The organism is Rhodococcus sp. RCBS9, assembly GCF_029457415.1.
In the GTDB taxonomy this organism is placed as follows: Bacteria; Actinomycetota; Actinomycetes; order Mycobacteriales; family Mycobacteriaceae; genus Rhodococcus_F; species Rhodococcus_F qingshengii.
This window is the reverse complement of record NZ_CP120422.1, coordinates 5,437,530-5,451,849: the sequence shown is the minus strand read 5'-3', so window position 1 is coordinate 5,451,849 and position 14,320 is coordinate 5,437,530. Positions and strand designations below refer to the sequence as shown.

17 protein-coding genes are annotated in these 14,320 nt (G+C 63.4%); 5 read left to right on the top strand and 12 right to left on the bottom strand.

Features of this window, described 5'->3' with window-relative positions; translation table 11 throughout:
* Positions 1 to 6: 6 nt before the first annotated feature.
* The 4 genes from P0M12_RS25635 to P0M12_RS25620 form a co-directional block, all read right to left on the bottom strand.
* Positions 7 to 1,542, bottom strand: a complete 1,536-nt coding sequence (locus P0M12_RS25635; RefSeq protein WP_064444528.1) for a glycerol-3-phosphate dehydrogenase/oxidase — start codon at positions 1,540 to 1,542, stop codon at positions 7 to 9.
* A 2-nt stretch (positions 1,543 to 1,544) separates the two neighbouring features.
* Complete coding sequence (locus P0M12_RS25630; protein ID WP_003942216.1) at positions 1,545 to 2,183, bottom strand: TetR/AcrR family transcriptional regulator; 639 nt, start codon at positions 2,181 to 2,183, stop codon at positions 1,545 to 1,547.
* Between the two features lie 73 nt (positions 2,184 to 2,256).
* A complete protein-coding gene (locus P0M12_RS25625) occupies positions 2,257 to 2,970 on the bottom strand; it encodes a PIG-L deacetylase family protein (RefSeq protein ID WP_063316521.1) in 714 nt (237 codons plus the stop codon).
* Positions 2,971 to 2,987: 17 nt separating this feature from the next.
* Positions 2,988 to 3,164, bottom strand: coding sequence for a hypothetical protein (locus P0M12_RS25620; RefSeq protein WP_003942133.1), 177 nt, complete (start codon positions 3,162 to 3,164; stop codon positions 2,988 to 2,990).
* Positions 3,165 to 3,401: 237 nt separating this feature from the next.
* On the opposite strand from P0M12_RS25620, the gene P0M12_RS25615 reads away from it, so the two are divergent.
* From P0M12_RS25615 to P0M12_RS25605, 3 genes are read left to right on the top strand one after another with little or no spacing between them, the layout of a single operon-like run.
* Complete coding sequence (locus tag P0M12_RS25615) at positions 3,402 to 3,998, top strand: biotin transporter BioY (protein ID WP_007735162.1); 597 nt, start codon at positions 3,402 to 3,404, stop codon at positions 3,996 to 3,998.
* A 6-nt stretch (positions 3,999 to 4,004) separates the two neighbouring features.
* Complete coding sequence (locus P0M12_RS25610; protein WP_054828100.1) at positions 4,005 to 4,685, top strand: ABC transporter ATP-binding protein; 681 nt, start codon at positions 4,005 to 4,007, stop codon at positions 4,683 to 4,685.
* The gene (locus tag P0M12_RS25605) at positions 4,682 to 5,287 is read left to right on the top strand and encodes an energy-coupling factor transporter transmembrane protein EcfT (RefSeq protein WP_054825715.1); all 606 of its coding nucleotides are present in this window, start codon (positions 4,682 to 4,684) and stop codon (positions 5,285 to 5,287) included. The genes P0M12_RS25610 and P0M12_RS25605 overlap by 4 nt, the downstream gene beginning before the upstream one ends.
* 22 nt (positions 5,288 to 5,309) lie before the next feature.
* Here the strand turns inward: P0M12_RS25605 and P0M12_RS25600 are convergent, their stop codons facing one another.
* From P0M12_RS25600 to pgsA, 5 genes are all read right to left on the bottom strand, one after another.
* The gene (locus P0M12_RS25600; protein WP_231917320.1) at positions 5,310 to 6,155 is read right to left on the bottom strand and encodes a hypothetical protein; all 846 of its coding nucleotides are present in this window, start codon (positions 6,153 to 6,155) and stop codon (positions 5,310 to 5,312) included.
* 31 nt (positions 6,156 to 6,186) lie between these two features.
* Complete coding sequence (gene pspA, locus P0M12_RS25595) at positions 6,187 to 6,999, bottom strand: phage shock protein PspA (RefSeq protein WP_003942098.1); 813 nt, start codon at positions 6,997 to 6,999, stop codon at positions 6,187 to 6,189.
* A 156-nt stretch (positions 7,000 to 7,155) separates the two neighbouring features.
* Positions 7,156 to 7,536, bottom strand: a complete 381-nt coding sequence (locus P0M12_RS25590; RefSeq protein ID WP_003942191.1) for a helix-turn-helix transcriptional regulator — start codon at positions 7,534 to 7,536, stop codon at positions 7,156 to 7,158.
* A gap of 90 nt (positions 7,537 to 7,626) precedes the next feature.
* Positions 7,627 to 8,124, bottom strand: coding sequence for a CinA family protein (locus P0M12_RS25585; protein WP_042450683.1), 498 nt, complete (start codon positions 8,122 to 8,124; stop codon positions 7,627 to 7,629).
* Complete coding sequence (pgsA, locus tag P0M12_RS25580; protein WP_003942125.1) at positions 8,121 to 8,762, bottom strand: CDP-diacylglycerol--glycerol-3-phosphate 3-phosphatidyltransferase; 642 nt, start codon at positions 8,760 to 8,762, stop codon at positions 8,121 to 8,123. The genes P0M12_RS25585 and pgsA overlap by 4 nt, the downstream gene beginning before the upstream one ends.
* A gap of 120 nt (positions 8,763 to 8,882) precedes the next feature.
* On the opposite strand from pgsA, the gene P0M12_RS25575 reads away from it, so the two are divergent.
* Positions 8,883 to 9,407, top strand: a complete 525-nt coding sequence (locus tag P0M12_RS25575; protein ID WP_019748183.1) for an amino-acid N-acetyltransferase — start codon at positions 8,883 to 8,885, stop codon at positions 9,405 to 9,407.
* Between the two features lie 58 nt (positions 9,408 to 9,465).
* The gene (locus P0M12_RS25570) at positions 9,466 to 9,750 is read left to right on the top strand and encodes a YciI family protein (protein WP_058226271.1); all 285 of its coding nucleotides are present in this window, start codon (positions 9,466 to 9,468) and stop codon (positions 9,748 to 9,750) included.
* Positions 9,751 to 9,766: 16 nt separating this feature from the next.
* Here P0M12_RS25570 and P0M12_RS25565 read toward each other — a convergent pair whose 3' ends face one another.
* The 3 genes from P0M12_RS25565 to P0M12_RS25555 all read right to left on the bottom strand — a co-directional run bounded on the left by P0M12_RS25565 (position 9,767) and on the right by P0M12_RS25555 (position 14,312).
* Entirely contained in the window at positions 9,767 to 10,747 is a 981-nt protein-coding gene (locus P0M12_RS25565) for a TerC family protein (protein WP_019748181.1), read from the bottom strand.
* 45 nt (positions 10,748 to 10,792) lie between these two features.
* Positions 10,793 to 13,564 (bottom strand): DNA translocase FtsK, encoded by a 2,772-nt coding sequence (locus P0M12_RS25560; protein WP_030535561.1) that lies wholly within the window; start codon positions 13,562 to 13,564, stop codon positions 10,793 to 10,795.
* Positions 13,565 to 13,688: 124 nt separating this feature from the next.
* Positions 13,689 to 14,312, bottom strand: a complete 624-nt coding sequence (locus P0M12_RS25555; RefSeq protein ID WP_277377038.1) for a TIGR03085 family metal-binding protein — start codon at positions 14,310 to 14,312, stop codon at positions 13,689 to 13,691.
* Positions 14,313 to 14,320: the final 8 nt, after the last annotated feature.

Sequence of the window (14,320 nt, the reverse complement as noted above, 5' to 3'; positions counted from 1 at the left end):
AGAGTGTCACACCGAGTGAAAGGCCTGTTCCGCCGCACCCAGTGCGCGTTCGCGATCCGAAGCCACCAATCCGATTCTCGTCCTGCGATCGAGGACGTCGTCGACGTCGAGGGCGCCTTCATGCGACACCGCGAAATCGAACTCGGCACCGCAGATCTCCAAGTCCGCAACCGACCGGAGACGATCGCCGCTCGCCGCGGCAACGACCTCGGCCTCGGTGCCGTATCGCGCCACCAATGACGCGGGTGCCTTGATCTTCTTCAATTCCGCCGGTGATGCAGCGCCTACCAGCGGCAACGCGCGTGTCCGACATGCCCCGGCGCTCAGCGACCCGACCTCGACCGCAGCGTCGACGGCGTCTTCGGCCATCTTGCGGTACGTCGTGAGTTTTCCGCCTACCACCGTGACCAAGCCCGAGTCCGAACGGACTACAGCGTGATTGCGCGAGAGGTCGGCCGTCGAGCCTTCACCGGTGTCCAGCAGCGGACGCAGACCCGCGAAGGTCCCCAAGACGTCCCCACGGGTCAGCGGAACTTCCAACGCCGTGTTCACGGTGTCGAGCAGGAAGTCGATCTCGTCCTCTGACGCCGACGGCACGTCTGGCACCGGTCCCGGCGCTGCTTCGTCGGTCAACCCGAGGTAGATCCGGCCGAGCTGGGCGGGCAGGGCGAAGACGAAACGGTTGGTCTCGCCGGGAATCGGCACGGTCAGCGCTGCCGTGGGGTTCCCCAATCGCGCTGCATCGAGCACCAGGTGCGTCCCGCGGCTGGGGCGCAGGGTGATGCTGGAGTCGACCTGATCAGCCCAGACACCGGTCGCATTGACCACGACGCGGGCACGCATCAAGAACTCGGATCCGGTCAACTCGTCGCGCAAGGTGGCCGACGTTCCGGATACGTCGTATGCACCGACGCGGGTCAGGATTCGCGCGCCGTGCGACGCTGCGGTTCTGGCGATACCGACGACGAGGCGGGCGTCGTCGATGAGCTGCCCGTCGAACGCGGTCAAGGCGCCTCGTAGGTTCTCCTGCTTGACCGCGGGAGCCAATTCGCGCGCCCGCGCAGCGCTGACCGTCCGTGATCTGGGCAGCACCGAAGCCGGGGTTCGCGCCGACATGCGCAGAGCGTCACCGGCCAGGAAACCGGTACGCACCAGGGCCTTCCCGAAGAACGACGTTTCGGGCAACAGCGGTACGAGTTGAGGCATGGCGCGAACGAGGTGCGGCGCGGTGCGCGTCATGAGGATGCCGCGCTCGACCGCACTTTCACGCGCTATACCGACATTGCCGGAAGCCAGGTACCGAAGGCCGCCGTGTGCGAGTTTCGAACTCCAGCGGCTGGTGCCGAACGCGAGGTCGTGCTTTTCGACCAGCGCAACACTGAGCCCACGAGTCACGGCGTCGAGAGCGACACCGACACCGGTGATTCCGCCGCCGATCACCAGGACGTCGACCGAATCGCCGTTCGCCAACTGCTCGAGTTCACGAGTACGCCGTTGTGCGTTGAGCGCTGAATCGCTGCCTGCTGAATCTAGGGGGCTCACAGCTATTCTCCCGAATTCTTGACGGGTGCCAGATAAGCAGCGACCGCATATCGAAGTTGCTCGACCGACGCATCGGAGGAAAGCTCCGGCTCGAGAGTCGGCGCAGAAATGACGACGGACTGAGCCATCAGTAGAACCATCGCCGCGATCTCGTTGACGCTTCCCTCGCGAATCGAACCATCCTGTTGGCCGGCCGCGACAACGGATGTGATCAGCTCGAGAATCGACTTCTGGCTCGCGCCGAGCCGGTCCACGATGTAGGTCGTCAGCAATTCTTGATCGGCTTGCCGAATTTTCACGAAGAGCGGATGGTCGCGAATCTGGCCGACGACGTCACCGATCGCCTCCACGAGCAACGTGCCGGCAGACCCGTTGAAGGTCACCTCGGGCAGCACCGATCGGATCTCCCGGGTGAGCAGGTCCGCGACGACAGCTCGCGTGTCCGGCCATCGCCGGTAGACCGTCGGTCGGCTCACGCCGGCCCGACGCGAGATCTCGGCAAGTGTGGTTCGCTGCATTCCGAAATCGAGGACACACGACCTTGCTGCGTCGAGAATCACGTCGTCGATCTCGCGGCTGGGGATGCGCTGACCATCTGCCTTGCGAGGGGCAATTGAGTCATCTGCGTTACGGATTACCATCGTGTGTAACACAATACCGGACAAGTCACCGGTAATCCCGTCGGGACTTGCGATTTCTCTCGCTCAGAGATCATCAGAAATAGTACAACTCGAAACCAACTGCTCGCTCGGCGTCGAAACCAGGCTTCGGTCCGCTGACCATGTCGATCTGTGCGCGCGCCTGTTCCCGGATCGGCGTGGAACTCAGCGCCGCCAGATATCGCGCATGTTCCGCGAGCGAATCCACGGCGCGATCGACCGTCGACGTCACGTCGACGCAGTGTGTGGGAGTCATCGTATTGACCGCAACCCACCGAACACCGGACCACGGCGCCAGTCCCTGCGCTGTCAATGAGGGAAAGATCCATTCGTTCGCTGCGTCGGCAGTTGCGTCGAGAACGCTGATCCCGAGTGCACGGTGATCTGCGCTGTTCAGATAGCCGGGGCCCCAGGTGTGGGAGAAGTTCATCGTCACCACCAATTCCGGACGGTGGCGGCGAATTGCTGCGGCGAGAGTCGAGCGCAACTCCAGGCCTTCCACGAGACGACCGTCGGGCAGGCCGAGGAACTCCACCTCACCGACACCGACGATCGCGGCCGAGCGACGCTCTTCTTCCTCGCGGATCGGGCCGGACTCCTCGGGCGACAGACCGGCGATTCCGGCCTCGCCGCGCGTGGCCAGGATATATCGCACGTCTTTGCCGCGATCGGTCCACTGCGCCACTGCTGCGGCTGCGCCGTATTCGATGTCATCGGGATGCGCCACGATGACAATCGCGCGCTGCCAGTCCTCGGGGAAGTTTTCCATAGGGCAGATCTTGCCCGTCAGAACCGCGAAGCGGGCGAATTGTCGTCACTTCCCGACATCGCCTTCACCAGGAAGTAGATTCCGAAGCCGACAGCGCCGACCACCAGAACCCAGAAAAGCCCCTTGATCAGCGCACCGACCACCGCGAGTGCGACCCACACCAGTACGACGGCCAAGACGATCTTCCAAAACATGCTTACCTCCAACGTGCCGTTGAATAATCAGTCGAATCGGACAGGTGCTGCGTGGTCCGTAGAACCAGCCTGACAGGTCTGGCGTGACAAAGCAGCAGCTCAGCGGCAAGTTCAGGTAAAGATCAGGGTTCACCCCGAGACCGGCCCTCACGCAGGTCAGGTGTCCAACCCATGGGTGCCTGCTCCTGGCGTAAACTCGCGAAGTTCGATCCCGTATGCCGAAGGAGCACGTCCGCAGTGTCTACGACCCGTTTCCCCGCTCGCGATCTCGCGCATGTAGCCGTCTTCGCCGCACTCATCATCGCGCTGGGCCTACCCGGGTCGATCAACATCGGCATTTCCGGCGTGCCGATCACCCTTCAGTCCATGGGCGTCATGATGGCCGGCGCTCTACTCGGACCGCGCAAGGGTGTTCTCGCCGTCCTGACGGTCATTGCTCTGGGATTGGTCGGTCTACCGGTCCTTGCCGGCGGTCGCACCGCACTCGTGTCTCTATCGAGCCCGACAGCCGGATTCCTCATCGGTTGGATCCCGACGGCGTTTGTTATCGGATGGCTGACCGCCAAGATGCTGCCCAAGTACCGGATCATCGCGGGCATCGGCATCAACCTTCTCGGCGGCGTCGTCGTTCTCTACGCGTTCGGCATCGTTGGAATGATGGTCCGCGGACACATGAGCTTCGTTGCCGCATGGTCGGCCAACGCCGCCTTCATCCCGCTCGACGCCGCAAAAGCAGTCGTCACCGCGTTGGTCGCGTCCCAGGTTCACCGGGCATACCCGGCACTACTGCGCGACTCGGTGATCTCGTCGAACAAGACCGTGGTGGCGAATTAATCTCCGATGAGTGAGATCGTCTTCGAGAACGTCGGACACAGCTTCGGTGAACGAACGGTCCTGCAGCAGATAGATCTGCGACTGAGCGAGCAGCGAATCGGAATCGTGGGTGCGAACGGAAGCGGCAAGTCGACGCTCGCTCGCATGATCAACGGACTGGTCGTTCCGACGGAAGGACACGTCCACGTCAACGGCTTGGACACGGCGAAGAAGGGCCGCGACGTACGCAAGCAGGTCGGATTCGTCTTCACCGATCCCAACCACCAGATCGTGATGCCGACGGTTGCCGAGGACATCGAATTCTCGCTCCGCCGTAGCGGATTGGGCAAAGCCGAGCGCGCCGCAAAGGTGGCCTCGGTGCTCGAACGCTACGGTCTCGCCGGGCACGCCGACCATCCCACCCACCAGCTTTCCGGTGGGCAGAAGCAGCTACTCGCGCTCGCGGCCATCATGGTGACAGAGCCGAACGTACTCGTCGCCGACGAGCCCACCACGCTCCTCGATCTTCGCAACTCGCGACTCATCAGCTCGGTGTTCGAGTCACTCGATCAACAACTGATCGTCGTGACCCACCAACTCGACCTCCTCGAATCATTCGAACGGGTGTTGGTTGTCGACCAAGGCCGTGTCGTCGCCGACGGCTCCCCCGCCGACTCGATCGGCCATTACCGGTCGTTGGTCTCGTGACCACTCTCGGCGTCTACCGGCCGGGCACATCGCTCCTGCACCGGATGCCGACGGGGATCAAGCTCTTCGCATTGATCGTGGCGATCCTGGCCGTCTCGATCTTCGTACGTGAGCCGTGGCAGCTGGCAGCTCCCGCGATCGTCGTCATCGCCCTGTACGTCATTGCGCGCATCCCGCCGATGACGGCGATCCGGCAGCTGCGACCCGCACTGTGGATGTTGCTGTTCATCGGCGCGTTCCAGCTGGTGGTCGCGGGGTGGCAGCGAGCGACCGTCGTGTGCGGCGTCCTGATCATCTCGATCGCCTTCGCGGCGATCATGGGTCTGACCACGCGGATCTCCGAGATGCTCGACGCGATCACCCGGTTCCTGACACCCTTGCGACGCTTCGGCGTCAATCCCGAACGGATCGCCTTGCTCCTGGCAATGACGATCCGGTGCATTCCGCTGATGTTCGAGGTCATCACACAGGTGTCCGAAGCACGCAAGGCACGAGGGCTCGGCTTCTCGCTGCGTTCCTTCGCAGTGCCGGTCATCGTCGGCACCCTGATGACCGCAGATGCGATGGGTGAAGCATTGGCAGCCCGCGGCGCCGACGACTGAGCGCCGATCAGACCAGGAACTGTCAGTTGTACTTGCGGGTGATGTCGTCCACCTCGCCGATGGCGTCGGCAAGCGCCGAAAGTCGCTCGGCGGCCGCGTGCAGCGCCGAGAGTTCTCGGTTGAATCCCACCAGAGCCGAAGGGCTGTGAGGCGCTGTCAATGCAGCTGCGGAGGTCACCAGATCCTCGTACTGATCCAACCCCGACTGCAACTCAAGAACTGCGCCGTCGATGGTGGGATCAAGAGGTTCGGTCACCTTGGGTGTAGCGGCCACGGCGCGTTCCATTGCGACGACATCCGAAGACACCGCGAACATCGCTCTCAATGCCGAATCGGCGGTAACAGTGATTTCGTCCAACTCACCGGGGTCGATGGTGTCGGCGCGCCTGAGCACACTCAAGATCTCGAACAACGAAGTCTCGGCGCCGATGAGGCGAGACATCGGGATGAACGCGCGAGACGACGACGGTGGCAAGCGCCGGCGAATCGGCGCCGACGGCGGTGGGCCGGAACTCATCGAACGGTAGCGGCCGACCGCGATGACGGCGGGAACCGCGAACAGTGCCGCTCCCCCGCCTGCCACGACCACCGACCACTCGGGGGCCGACGCAACAGCAAGGCCGGCCGTGCCGACCACTGATCCGCCGGACATGAAACCCCAACGCTGAGCGCGTCGACGTGCACGGGCACGTTTGCGCTCGAATTTGGCGCGCGGGTCCTGCCACCGCCGAGCGGCATCCGCCGCAGACAGTCCGACCTCGCGCAATGTGTCCGCGGTGCGTCCCAACGCTCCGAAGGCGCCGGATACGGAAACGGGAACGGCCGACCGGGGCTCGCGCCCAGATCGACCGTCTCGTGAAGAAAACATCAGAGCATCACTGCCGACATCGAGGATTCGGCTACTGCCCGGTCTGACCGGCAGCCGGGGGCTGCTTCTCGACGGACGGAGTCGCAGGAGTGGCTGCTGCGCCGCCGGACGGCAGTGCCTCGCCCTTCATGGAAGCACGAATCTGCTCGAGGCGACTGTGCCCTGCCATCTGGACCGAGGCCTGCTGGACCTCCATCATGCGGCCTTGAACGGAGTTCTGAGCGAGTTCGGCAGAGCCGAGTGCGTCGGCGTAACGCCGCTCGATCTTGTCGCGCACAGCATCGAGGCTGGGTGTGTTGCCGGGAGCCGACAGCGTGCTGTCCATGGACCGAAGGGACTCGCTCACGCGCTCCTGCATCTTGGCCTGCTCCAGCTGGCTGAGCAGCTTGGTGCGCTCGGCAACCTTTGCCTGCAGAGTCATCGCGTTCTGCTCGACAGCCTTCTTGGCCTGAGCGGCGGCCTGCAAGGACTGGTCGTGCAGTGCCTTCAGATCTTCGACGCCCTGCTCGGCCGTCACCAACTGGGCCGCAAAAGCTTCGGCAGCGTTGGTGTACTGGATCGCCTTGTCGTTGTCGCCGGCAGCAGCGGCCTGATCGGCGAGGTTGACGGCCTGGCGCGCGTTGGCGTTGAGCTTTTCGACCTCGTCGAGTTGACGGCTGAGCTTCATCTCGAGTTGACGCTGATTACCGATCACCGACGCAGCCTGCTGGGACAACGCCTGATGCTGGCGCTGTGCGTCCTCGATCGCCTGCTGAATCTGAACCTTTGGATCTGCCTTCTCATCGATCTTCGAATTGAAGAGCGCCATCAGGTACTTCCAGCCCTTGACGAAAGGATTAGCCATTGGTTTGATCCTGCCTCCATCTGATGCGCCGCGCCGAACGCGACCCGGAGCGCGACCGTCGCGCACCGAAACAAGGGCTGCGCCCTATCTGCTCTGACCCCACCTGCTGGAAACCGGCGGTTACGTACAAAATCTATCGGTTACGGCCGGTAGTGGCTACGCCGCCGCCAACCTTCGAGCGTTCGGTGCCGGAATCACGACGCGGGTATCGCGTGCGATTGTCGGCGAACCGGAAGCCGAGACCGAACCGGAAGCCGACACCGCAGGTTCGGCGACCTGTCGACCAGCTACCGGAGCGCTCTTCTTCGTGGCCAGGGTCTCGCTCACGTCGACCAGCACGTCGGACAGTGGGACTGCGAGCGCATCACAGATCGCCGCCAACAGTTCGCTCGATGCTTCCTTACGTCCACGTTCCACTTCGGACAGATAGCCCAAGCTCACACGCGCGCTGTTCGACACCTCACGTAGCGTGCGGCTCTGCGAAACGCGCGTACGCCGGAGACTGTCACCGATTGCCTCACGCAATAGCAGCGCCATCTCGCTCCTCCTTCATCCGTGACCTCATCGTGCATGGTCGTACGTCTTCACAATCGTCAACGTCCGAACACATCCGATTGGTTCCCGAGCCTATCGTGCCGCACGCTCTGCGACACGATCACGTAACCGCGACACGGCAGTTGCGACTGCGGTTGTCCGAATCTCCCACCGTTCGCCGCCGAGCGCGAGGGGTACGCATTCGGTTCCGTCCGGGCCGGCGATACCGAGAAACACCGTTCCGACCGAGTGTCCGTCCTGCTCACTCGGACCGGCGACTCCGGTCAGTCCGATACCCCAGTCGGCGCCGCACCTCGTCCGGGCGCCGAGCGCCAAAGCCACGGCGGTGCTCTCGGACACGGGGCCGTCCGTTGCCAGACGCTCGGGATCCACGCCCGCCAGCGTCGCTTTCAGGTCGGTCGCATACACGACCAGGCCCCCACGCAGCACCGCGCTCGACCCTGGCACGGACGCGACCGCAGCCGTGAACAAGCCAGCCGTCAGAGATTCGGCGGCGGCGACAGTCTGCCTCGCGGCGCCAAGGGCGTCGACGAGTTCGACCACTCCGAGTGCGAGCAGCGGGTCCGTCATGACTCGACTGCGCGAACTCCGGCGCGAAGCCTGATCGCCTGCACGATGTATTCGATTCCCGTCGCCACCGTCAGTACGACGGCAGCAGCCATCAGCAATCCGCTGACGATGTCCCAACTGCTCGGCAGCGGGCAGAGGTAGAACCCGATCGCGACGGCCTGCACGAGGGTCTTGAGCTTGCCGCCCTTGCCCGCCGGGATGACCGCGTGCCGCAGTACCGCGAACCGCAACAGCGTGATTCCGAGTTCTCTGGCGATGATCACTCCGGTCACCCACCACGACAGGTCACCGAGAACCGAGAGACCGATCAGCGCGGCGCCGATCAGTGCCTTGTCCGCGATCGGGTCCATGAGTTTGCCGAAATCGGTGACCAGACCGTACTTCCGAGCCAATTGGCCGTCGATCCGATCCGTGATCGCGGCGACGATGAACACGCCCATTGCCCCGAGACGCCACCACGTCGAGTGTCCGCCGTCGACGAACAGAACAACGAGAAAAACCGGAACGAGAACCATTCGGACCATCGTGAGAATGTTCGCGATGTTCAGCAACGGAACCGGGTTGTCCGCGACAGGTGTGCCGTCGGACGGGCCGACGGCGGCGCGATGGGCGTCGGTCTGATCGCGCGGGGTACTCATCGGATCACCGCACAGGCGGTGAGCCGAACCCGGGACAAAGCCGAGCGGCGCGGGAATTGCGTGGGGCGGACAGGCACGCGACTTAGAATATCGGTAGGGCCATTGACTAATGTGCACCACATGACTTCGACCGCGCCGACCTATACCGAGAGCCAGTTGATCGTGCGTCGCGCGCGAACGTCGGACATCCCCGAAATCAAGCGTCTGATCGACATCTACGCCGGCAAGATCCTCCTCGAGAAGAATCTCGTGACGCTGTACGAGGCAGTCCAGGAGTTCTGGGTCGCCGAGCGAGGTGACCAGGTAATCGCTTGCGGCGCACTGCATGTGCTGTGGGCGGACCTGGGTGAGATCCGCACCGTCGCAGTCGATCCGACTGCCAAAGGCCAGGGCGCAGGTTTCCACGTCGTCGACAAACTCATCGAGGTCGCCAAGGAATTGGAGTTGGAACGGTTGTTCGTTTTGACGTTCGAGACCGAGTTCTTCCACCGTCACGGATTCGCGGAGATCGACGGCACCCCCGTCACCGCCGAGGTCTATGCGGAAATGTGTCGGTCCTACGACGCCGGCGTCGCCGAGTTCCTCGATCTGAGCTATGTGAAACCCAACACACTCGGCAATACTCGCATGCTCCTGACTCTCTGAACCGTTCAGACTCTTCACACACCACCCTCTCGATCACCAGCCCCGAAAGCGGTTCACGATGTCGTTGTTCCTCGTCGAATACACCTACGCGCCCGAGAAGATCGCTCAGCGCGACGAAGTCCGTAGCGATCACCGCGCGTGGCTCGCGGATCTGGTTTCCCGCTCGATCGTCTTGTCATCCGGCCCGTTTGCAGATGGAAACGGCGCGCTGATCATCGTCGACGCCGCAGACGCCGACACCGTTTCCCTCCTCTTCACCCACGATCCGTTCGCGATCGCCGATTTGATCGAGAAGGTCCGGATCACCGAGTGGGTTCCGGTGTTGGGTCAGTTCAGCGCCTGAGAGCCCCGGCCCCGGCTTACTCCCCCGCCCGGTCGCGAGTCTTCAACAGGCTCGCGACCGTCGTCACCGCCAATACTCCGATGATCACTCCGAGTGAGAGTGCCGTGGAGATTTCCGGGACGGAGACGTGTTCACCTCCGTTGACGAACGAGAGGGTGTTCTCGTGCAACGCGTGAAGTACCAATTTCACACCGATGAACGCCAGGATTATCGAGAGCCCGTACGAGAGATAGACCAGCCGTTCGAGCAACCCACCGATCAGGAAGTACAGCTGCCGTAGACCCATCAGCGCGAAGGCGTTGGCGGTGAACACCAGATACGGTTCCTGGGTCAGACCGTAGATCGCCGGAATCGAATCGAGCGCGAAGAGCACGTCGGCAAACCCGATTGCGATGAGCGCCAACAACAACGGTGTCACGACGCGCTTGCCGTCGATCCGGGTGATCAGTTTGTCCCCGTCGTATTCCTCGGTTGTCGGCAGCACCCGCTTCACGAGTGAGATGATGCGACTGTCGCGCTTCTCCTCGGCTTCCTTCTCATGCCCGTGATCGCGGATCAGGGTGTACGCGGTGTAGATCAGGAACGCACCGAAGAGGTAGAACACCCAGCTGTACGCATTGATGGCGGCCGCACCGACTCCGATGAAGATTCCGCGCATCACCAATGCGAGGACGATACCGATCAGCAGGACTTTCTGCTGGAACTCTCGCGGGACGGCGAACGTCGACATGATGATCACGAAGACGAACAGATTGTCGACCGAGAGCGCCTTCTCCGTGACGTAGCCGGCGAAGTACTCACCGCCGTACGTGGTGCCCCAGATCCACATCACGACGAGGCCGAAGACGATGGCGATCGAAATGTAGACCGTCGACCAGAATGCGGACTCCCGGAAGGTCGGCGCATGCGGAGTGCGGACGTGGGCGAAGAAGTCGAAGACGAACAGGCCGAGGATCACCACGATCGTGATTCCCCAAGCCAACGGCGTCACATGCACGGGTTCCTCCGGTCGTCTGTCGACGGCTTCTCCGCCGAGGTGTCCCTACTCGTCTGCAGGTGCCTCATCCGGGTCGCCGCCGCGTATCGACCACAGCAGACCGTCGAGCTCCTCGGGCTTCATGAGCACCTCGCGTGCCTTCGAGCCCTCGCTGGGTCCGACGACGCCGCGGTTTTCCATGAGGTCCATCAGTCTGCCGGCCTTGGCGAACCCGACTCGTAGCTTGCGCTGCAACATCGACGTCGAACCGAATTGACTCGTGATGACCAATTCCACGGCCTGCAGGAGGACATCCATGTCGTCGCCGATGTCGGGGTCGACGTCTTTCTTCTCCCCTGCCTTCTGTGCGGTGACACCTTCGGTGTACTCGGGCTCGGCCTGGTTTTTCGCGAAGTCGACAACCGCCGAGATTTCCTCGTCGGTGATGAACGCGCCCTGCATACGGGTCGGCTTACCCGCGCCCATGGGCAGGAACAGGCCGTCACCCATACCGATGAGCTTCTCGGCGCCGGGCTGATCGAGGATGACTCGCGAGTCCGTCAGTGAAGACGTCGCGAACGCCAGACGCGAAGGCACGTTGGTCTTGATCAGGCCGGTGACGACGTCGACGGACGGGCGCTGCGTTGCCAGCACCAGGTGGATACCGGCAGCACGGGCTTTCTGCGTGATGCGGACGATTGCTTCTTCGACGTCGCGCGGCGCGGTCATCATGAGGTCTGCCAGCTCGTCCACGATCGCGAGGATGTAGGGGTACGGACGGTAGACGCGCTCGCTGCCCAGCGGGGCGGTGATTTCGCCGGACTTGACCTTGGAGTTGAAGTCGTCGATATGACGCACCCGGTTGGCCTGCATGTCCTGGTAGCGCTGTTCCATCTCCTCGACCAACCAGGCCAGCGCTGCCGCTGCCTTCTTCGGCTGAGTGATGATCGGCGTGATCAGGTGCGGGATACCTTCGTACGGCGTGAGCTCGACCATCTTGGGGTCGATGAGGATCATCCGTACTTCTTCCGGCGTTGCTCGGGTGAGCAACGAGACGAGCATCGAGTTCACGAAGCTCGACTTACCCGAGCCGGTCGAGCCTGCCACCAGAAGGTGGGGCATCTTCGCGAGGTTCGCACTGACGAAGTCACCTTCGATGTCCTTACCCAGACCGATCACCAGCGGATGGTGATCGCGTCGGGTGCTCGGCGCGTTCAAAACGTCGGCGAGGCGGACCATTTCGCGGTCGGAGTTCGGTACCTCGATACCCACCGCGGACTTACCCGGAATGGGGGCCAGGAGGCGGACGTTGTCGGTTGCCACGGCGTACGCGATGTTGCGGGCGAGCGCGGTGATCTTCTCGACCTTCACGCCTGGGCCGAGTTCGACCTCGTAGCGCGTCACCGTCGGTCCGCGGGTGAAACCGGTAACAGCGGCATCGATCTTGAACTGTTCGAGGACTTCGCTGATCGCCTCGATCATCGCGTCGTTCGCAGAACTGCGGAGCTTGGGCGGGTCTCCCTCGATCAGCAACGTCGTCGGCGGGAGGTTGTAGTCGCCGTCGGTGACCCGATCGGTGACGAAGTGTTCCTTCTCCTCCGGCTCCGGTTCGGGTTTCGGCACGGGCTTGGCGATGGGGACCGAACGCGCAGGCACCTTGGGGCGCGGTGCCGGCGTCTCCACGACGGGCGCTGCCGCAGCCGCGACGGGCTCGTCGGGTACTGCGGTGTCGTCGGCGTTCCACAGACCGAGGACTTCGGTCTTCTTGTCTCCGGATTCGAACTCGTCCGTCGGGTAGTTGTCGATCGGTGCGCGTCGGCTGGTCCGCTTGGCGGGCTTGAGCGGCGGCTCGGCGTAGGTGTCGACCGGGTAGCCGTCGGCGTCGAACAGTGAAGGATCGTAAGCAGATTCGCCGTAGTGGTGCTCACCGTCCTCGTCGAATTCGGATCCGTAGTCGCCGTATTCATCCGAGCGATACGAGGCGCCGAAGAAGGACTGGAACTTGCTCGGCACCTCACGCAGAGTCGTTCCGGTCAGAAGGAGGATTCCGAATCCGGCGGCGATGACCAGCAGCGGCGCAGACAGCCAGACGGTGAGCCCGTTGGTGAGCGGGCCGCCCACGACGTATCCGACAAACCCTGCGCCGTTGGAGCGACCGGTGGCGTCTGTCGGTGAACCCGAGATGATGTGCCAGAGGCCGAGCGCCGGCAGACCGACCAGCAAGGATCCCATGATCAGTCGGGGCCGGATCTCAGGTTTCGGTTCGGTGCGCATCAACAGGATCGCGAGGCCGACGCCGACGATGGGGAGCACGGCCGAGGCCGCGCCGAAGATCGCCCGCACGAGGGTGTCGATGCCGCCGCCGATCGGACCACCGGCCTTGAACCAGACGCCACCGGCGATGACGACGCTGAATGCGATCAGGCCGAGCGCTATTCCGTCGCGGCGGTGGCCGGCTTCGATCTCGCCGACCTTACTGACGGTGCGTGTGGTGGCGCCGACGCCGCGGGCAGCCAGGGACCACCCGGCTCCGATTCCCTTGCCCACAGCGGCCAACGGGCTGGCCCGCTGAGAGGTTTTCGATACCGGGCGGCGCGCGGCCGACGACGTACCGGACGCCTTCTTGGGCGCCGGCTTGGAGCCTTTGCCCGACGCGGGGCGCCCACCAGCCCTGGCCGAAGTCGTGACATTTCGAGGAGTCGATACGGTTCGCGTGGTGCGCGAGGCACGAGGTTTTGCGGTTGCGCGCGCGCTCGGAGTAGAGGCTGACGACCTGGTCGATGCCCTGGACGTAGACGTGCTTGTACTGGATCCCCGGGCGCTCGACTTACCTGCCATGGAGTTCAGGCTAGTCTGTGCGACCCCATCTGGACCATCCGCAACACCAGCAACACTGGTGGCGAGTGCGAAACGTGATCTTCACAACCCGTCTGTCGAGCTCGGCTCCGGCAGAAGGGGGCCATCAGAAACTGCGATCGAGCGCCATCACGGATTGAACGTCGGCCAGTTCACCTTTGGCTTCGATCTTCACCTCGTTGCGACCGAAAGCGTGCAGCAGCAACTCGGCGGGTTCACCCTGCAGGACAACACTGCGAGAGCCGGATTTGTGGACGACCGCACTCTCGCCGGACGGAAGTTCGAAAATGACCTCGACAGCGGCTTTGCGGTAACCCATCTTGCCGATCTGCCGGGCGGACTTCCACAGCTGAGCCTGCCGACCCTCCGACAACGGACGCGGCGCCCAGTTCAGATGTGCGCGTCGTACATCTTCGTGGTGGACGAACATTTCCGTGGTATTCACCTGCGCGTCGAGCCAGTACATCGGCGACCACCGAGGCGGCCCACTCCGAACGTCGTCGAGGATCTCCTCCCACGGACGCGCCGCTGCGGCCTTACGCACGCTCTCGGTGTGACCGGCAAGAGGGCTCAACATGATTCCGGGAGCGGCGTCGAGACGCCGCTCCCGGACTATCAGATGTGCTGCCAGGTCACGATTGGTCCACTCCCCACACAGTGTCGGAGCATCGGGGCCGAATTCGACCATGCTGTCCACCAGGGCGAGTCGTTCGTCATGAGCGAAGGTCACCTTCGCCA

Coding starts and splice junctions, on each gene's coding strand:
- P0M12_RS25630 (WP_003942216.1), bottom strand. CDS start 2,183: ATGGTAATCCGTAACGCAGATGACTCAATTGCCCCTCGCAAGGCAGAT.
- P0M12_RS25625 (WP_063316521.1), bottom strand. CDS start 2,970: ATGGAAAACTTCCCCGAGGACTGGCAGCGCGCGATTGTCATCGTGGCG.
- P0M12_RS25620 (WP_003942133.1), bottom strand. CDS start 3,164: ATGTTTTGGAAGATCGTCTTGGCCGTCGTACTGGTGTGGGTCGCACTC.
- P0M12_RS25610 (WP_054828100.1), top strand. CDS start 4,005: ATGAGTGAGATCGTCTTCGAGAACGTCGGACACAGCTTCGGTGAACGA.
- P0M12_RS25600 (WP_231917320.1), bottom strand. CDS start 6,155: ATGTTTTCTTCACGAGACGGTCGATCTGGGCGCGAGCCCCGGTCGGCC.
- pspA (WP_003942098.1), bottom strand. CDS start 6,999: ATGGCTAATCCTTTCGTCAAGGGCTGGAAGTACCTGATGGCGCTCTTC.
- P0M12_RS25590 (WP_003942191.1), bottom strand. CDS start 7,536: ATGGCGCTGCTATTGCGTGAGGCAATCGGTGACAGTCTCCGGCGTACG.
- P0M12_RS25585 (WP_042450683.1), bottom strand. CDS start 8,124: ATGACGGACCCGCTGCTCGCACTCGGAGTGGTCGAACTCGTCGACGCC.
- pgsA (WP_003942125.1), bottom strand. CDS start 8,762: ATGAGTACCCCGCGCGATCAGACCGACGCCCATCGCGCCGCCGTCGGC.
- P0M12_RS25575 (WP_019748183.1), top strand. CDS start 8,883: ATGACTTCGACCGCGCCGACCTATACCGAGAGCCAGTTGATCGTGCGT.
- P0M12_RS25570 (WP_058226271.1), top strand. CDS start 9,466: ATGTCGTTGTTCCTCGTCGAATACACCTACGCGCCCGAGAAGATCGCT.
- P0M12_RS25560 (WP_030535561.1), bottom strand. CDS start 13,564: ATGGCAGGTAAGTCGAGCGCCCGGGGATCCAGTACAAGCACGTCTACG.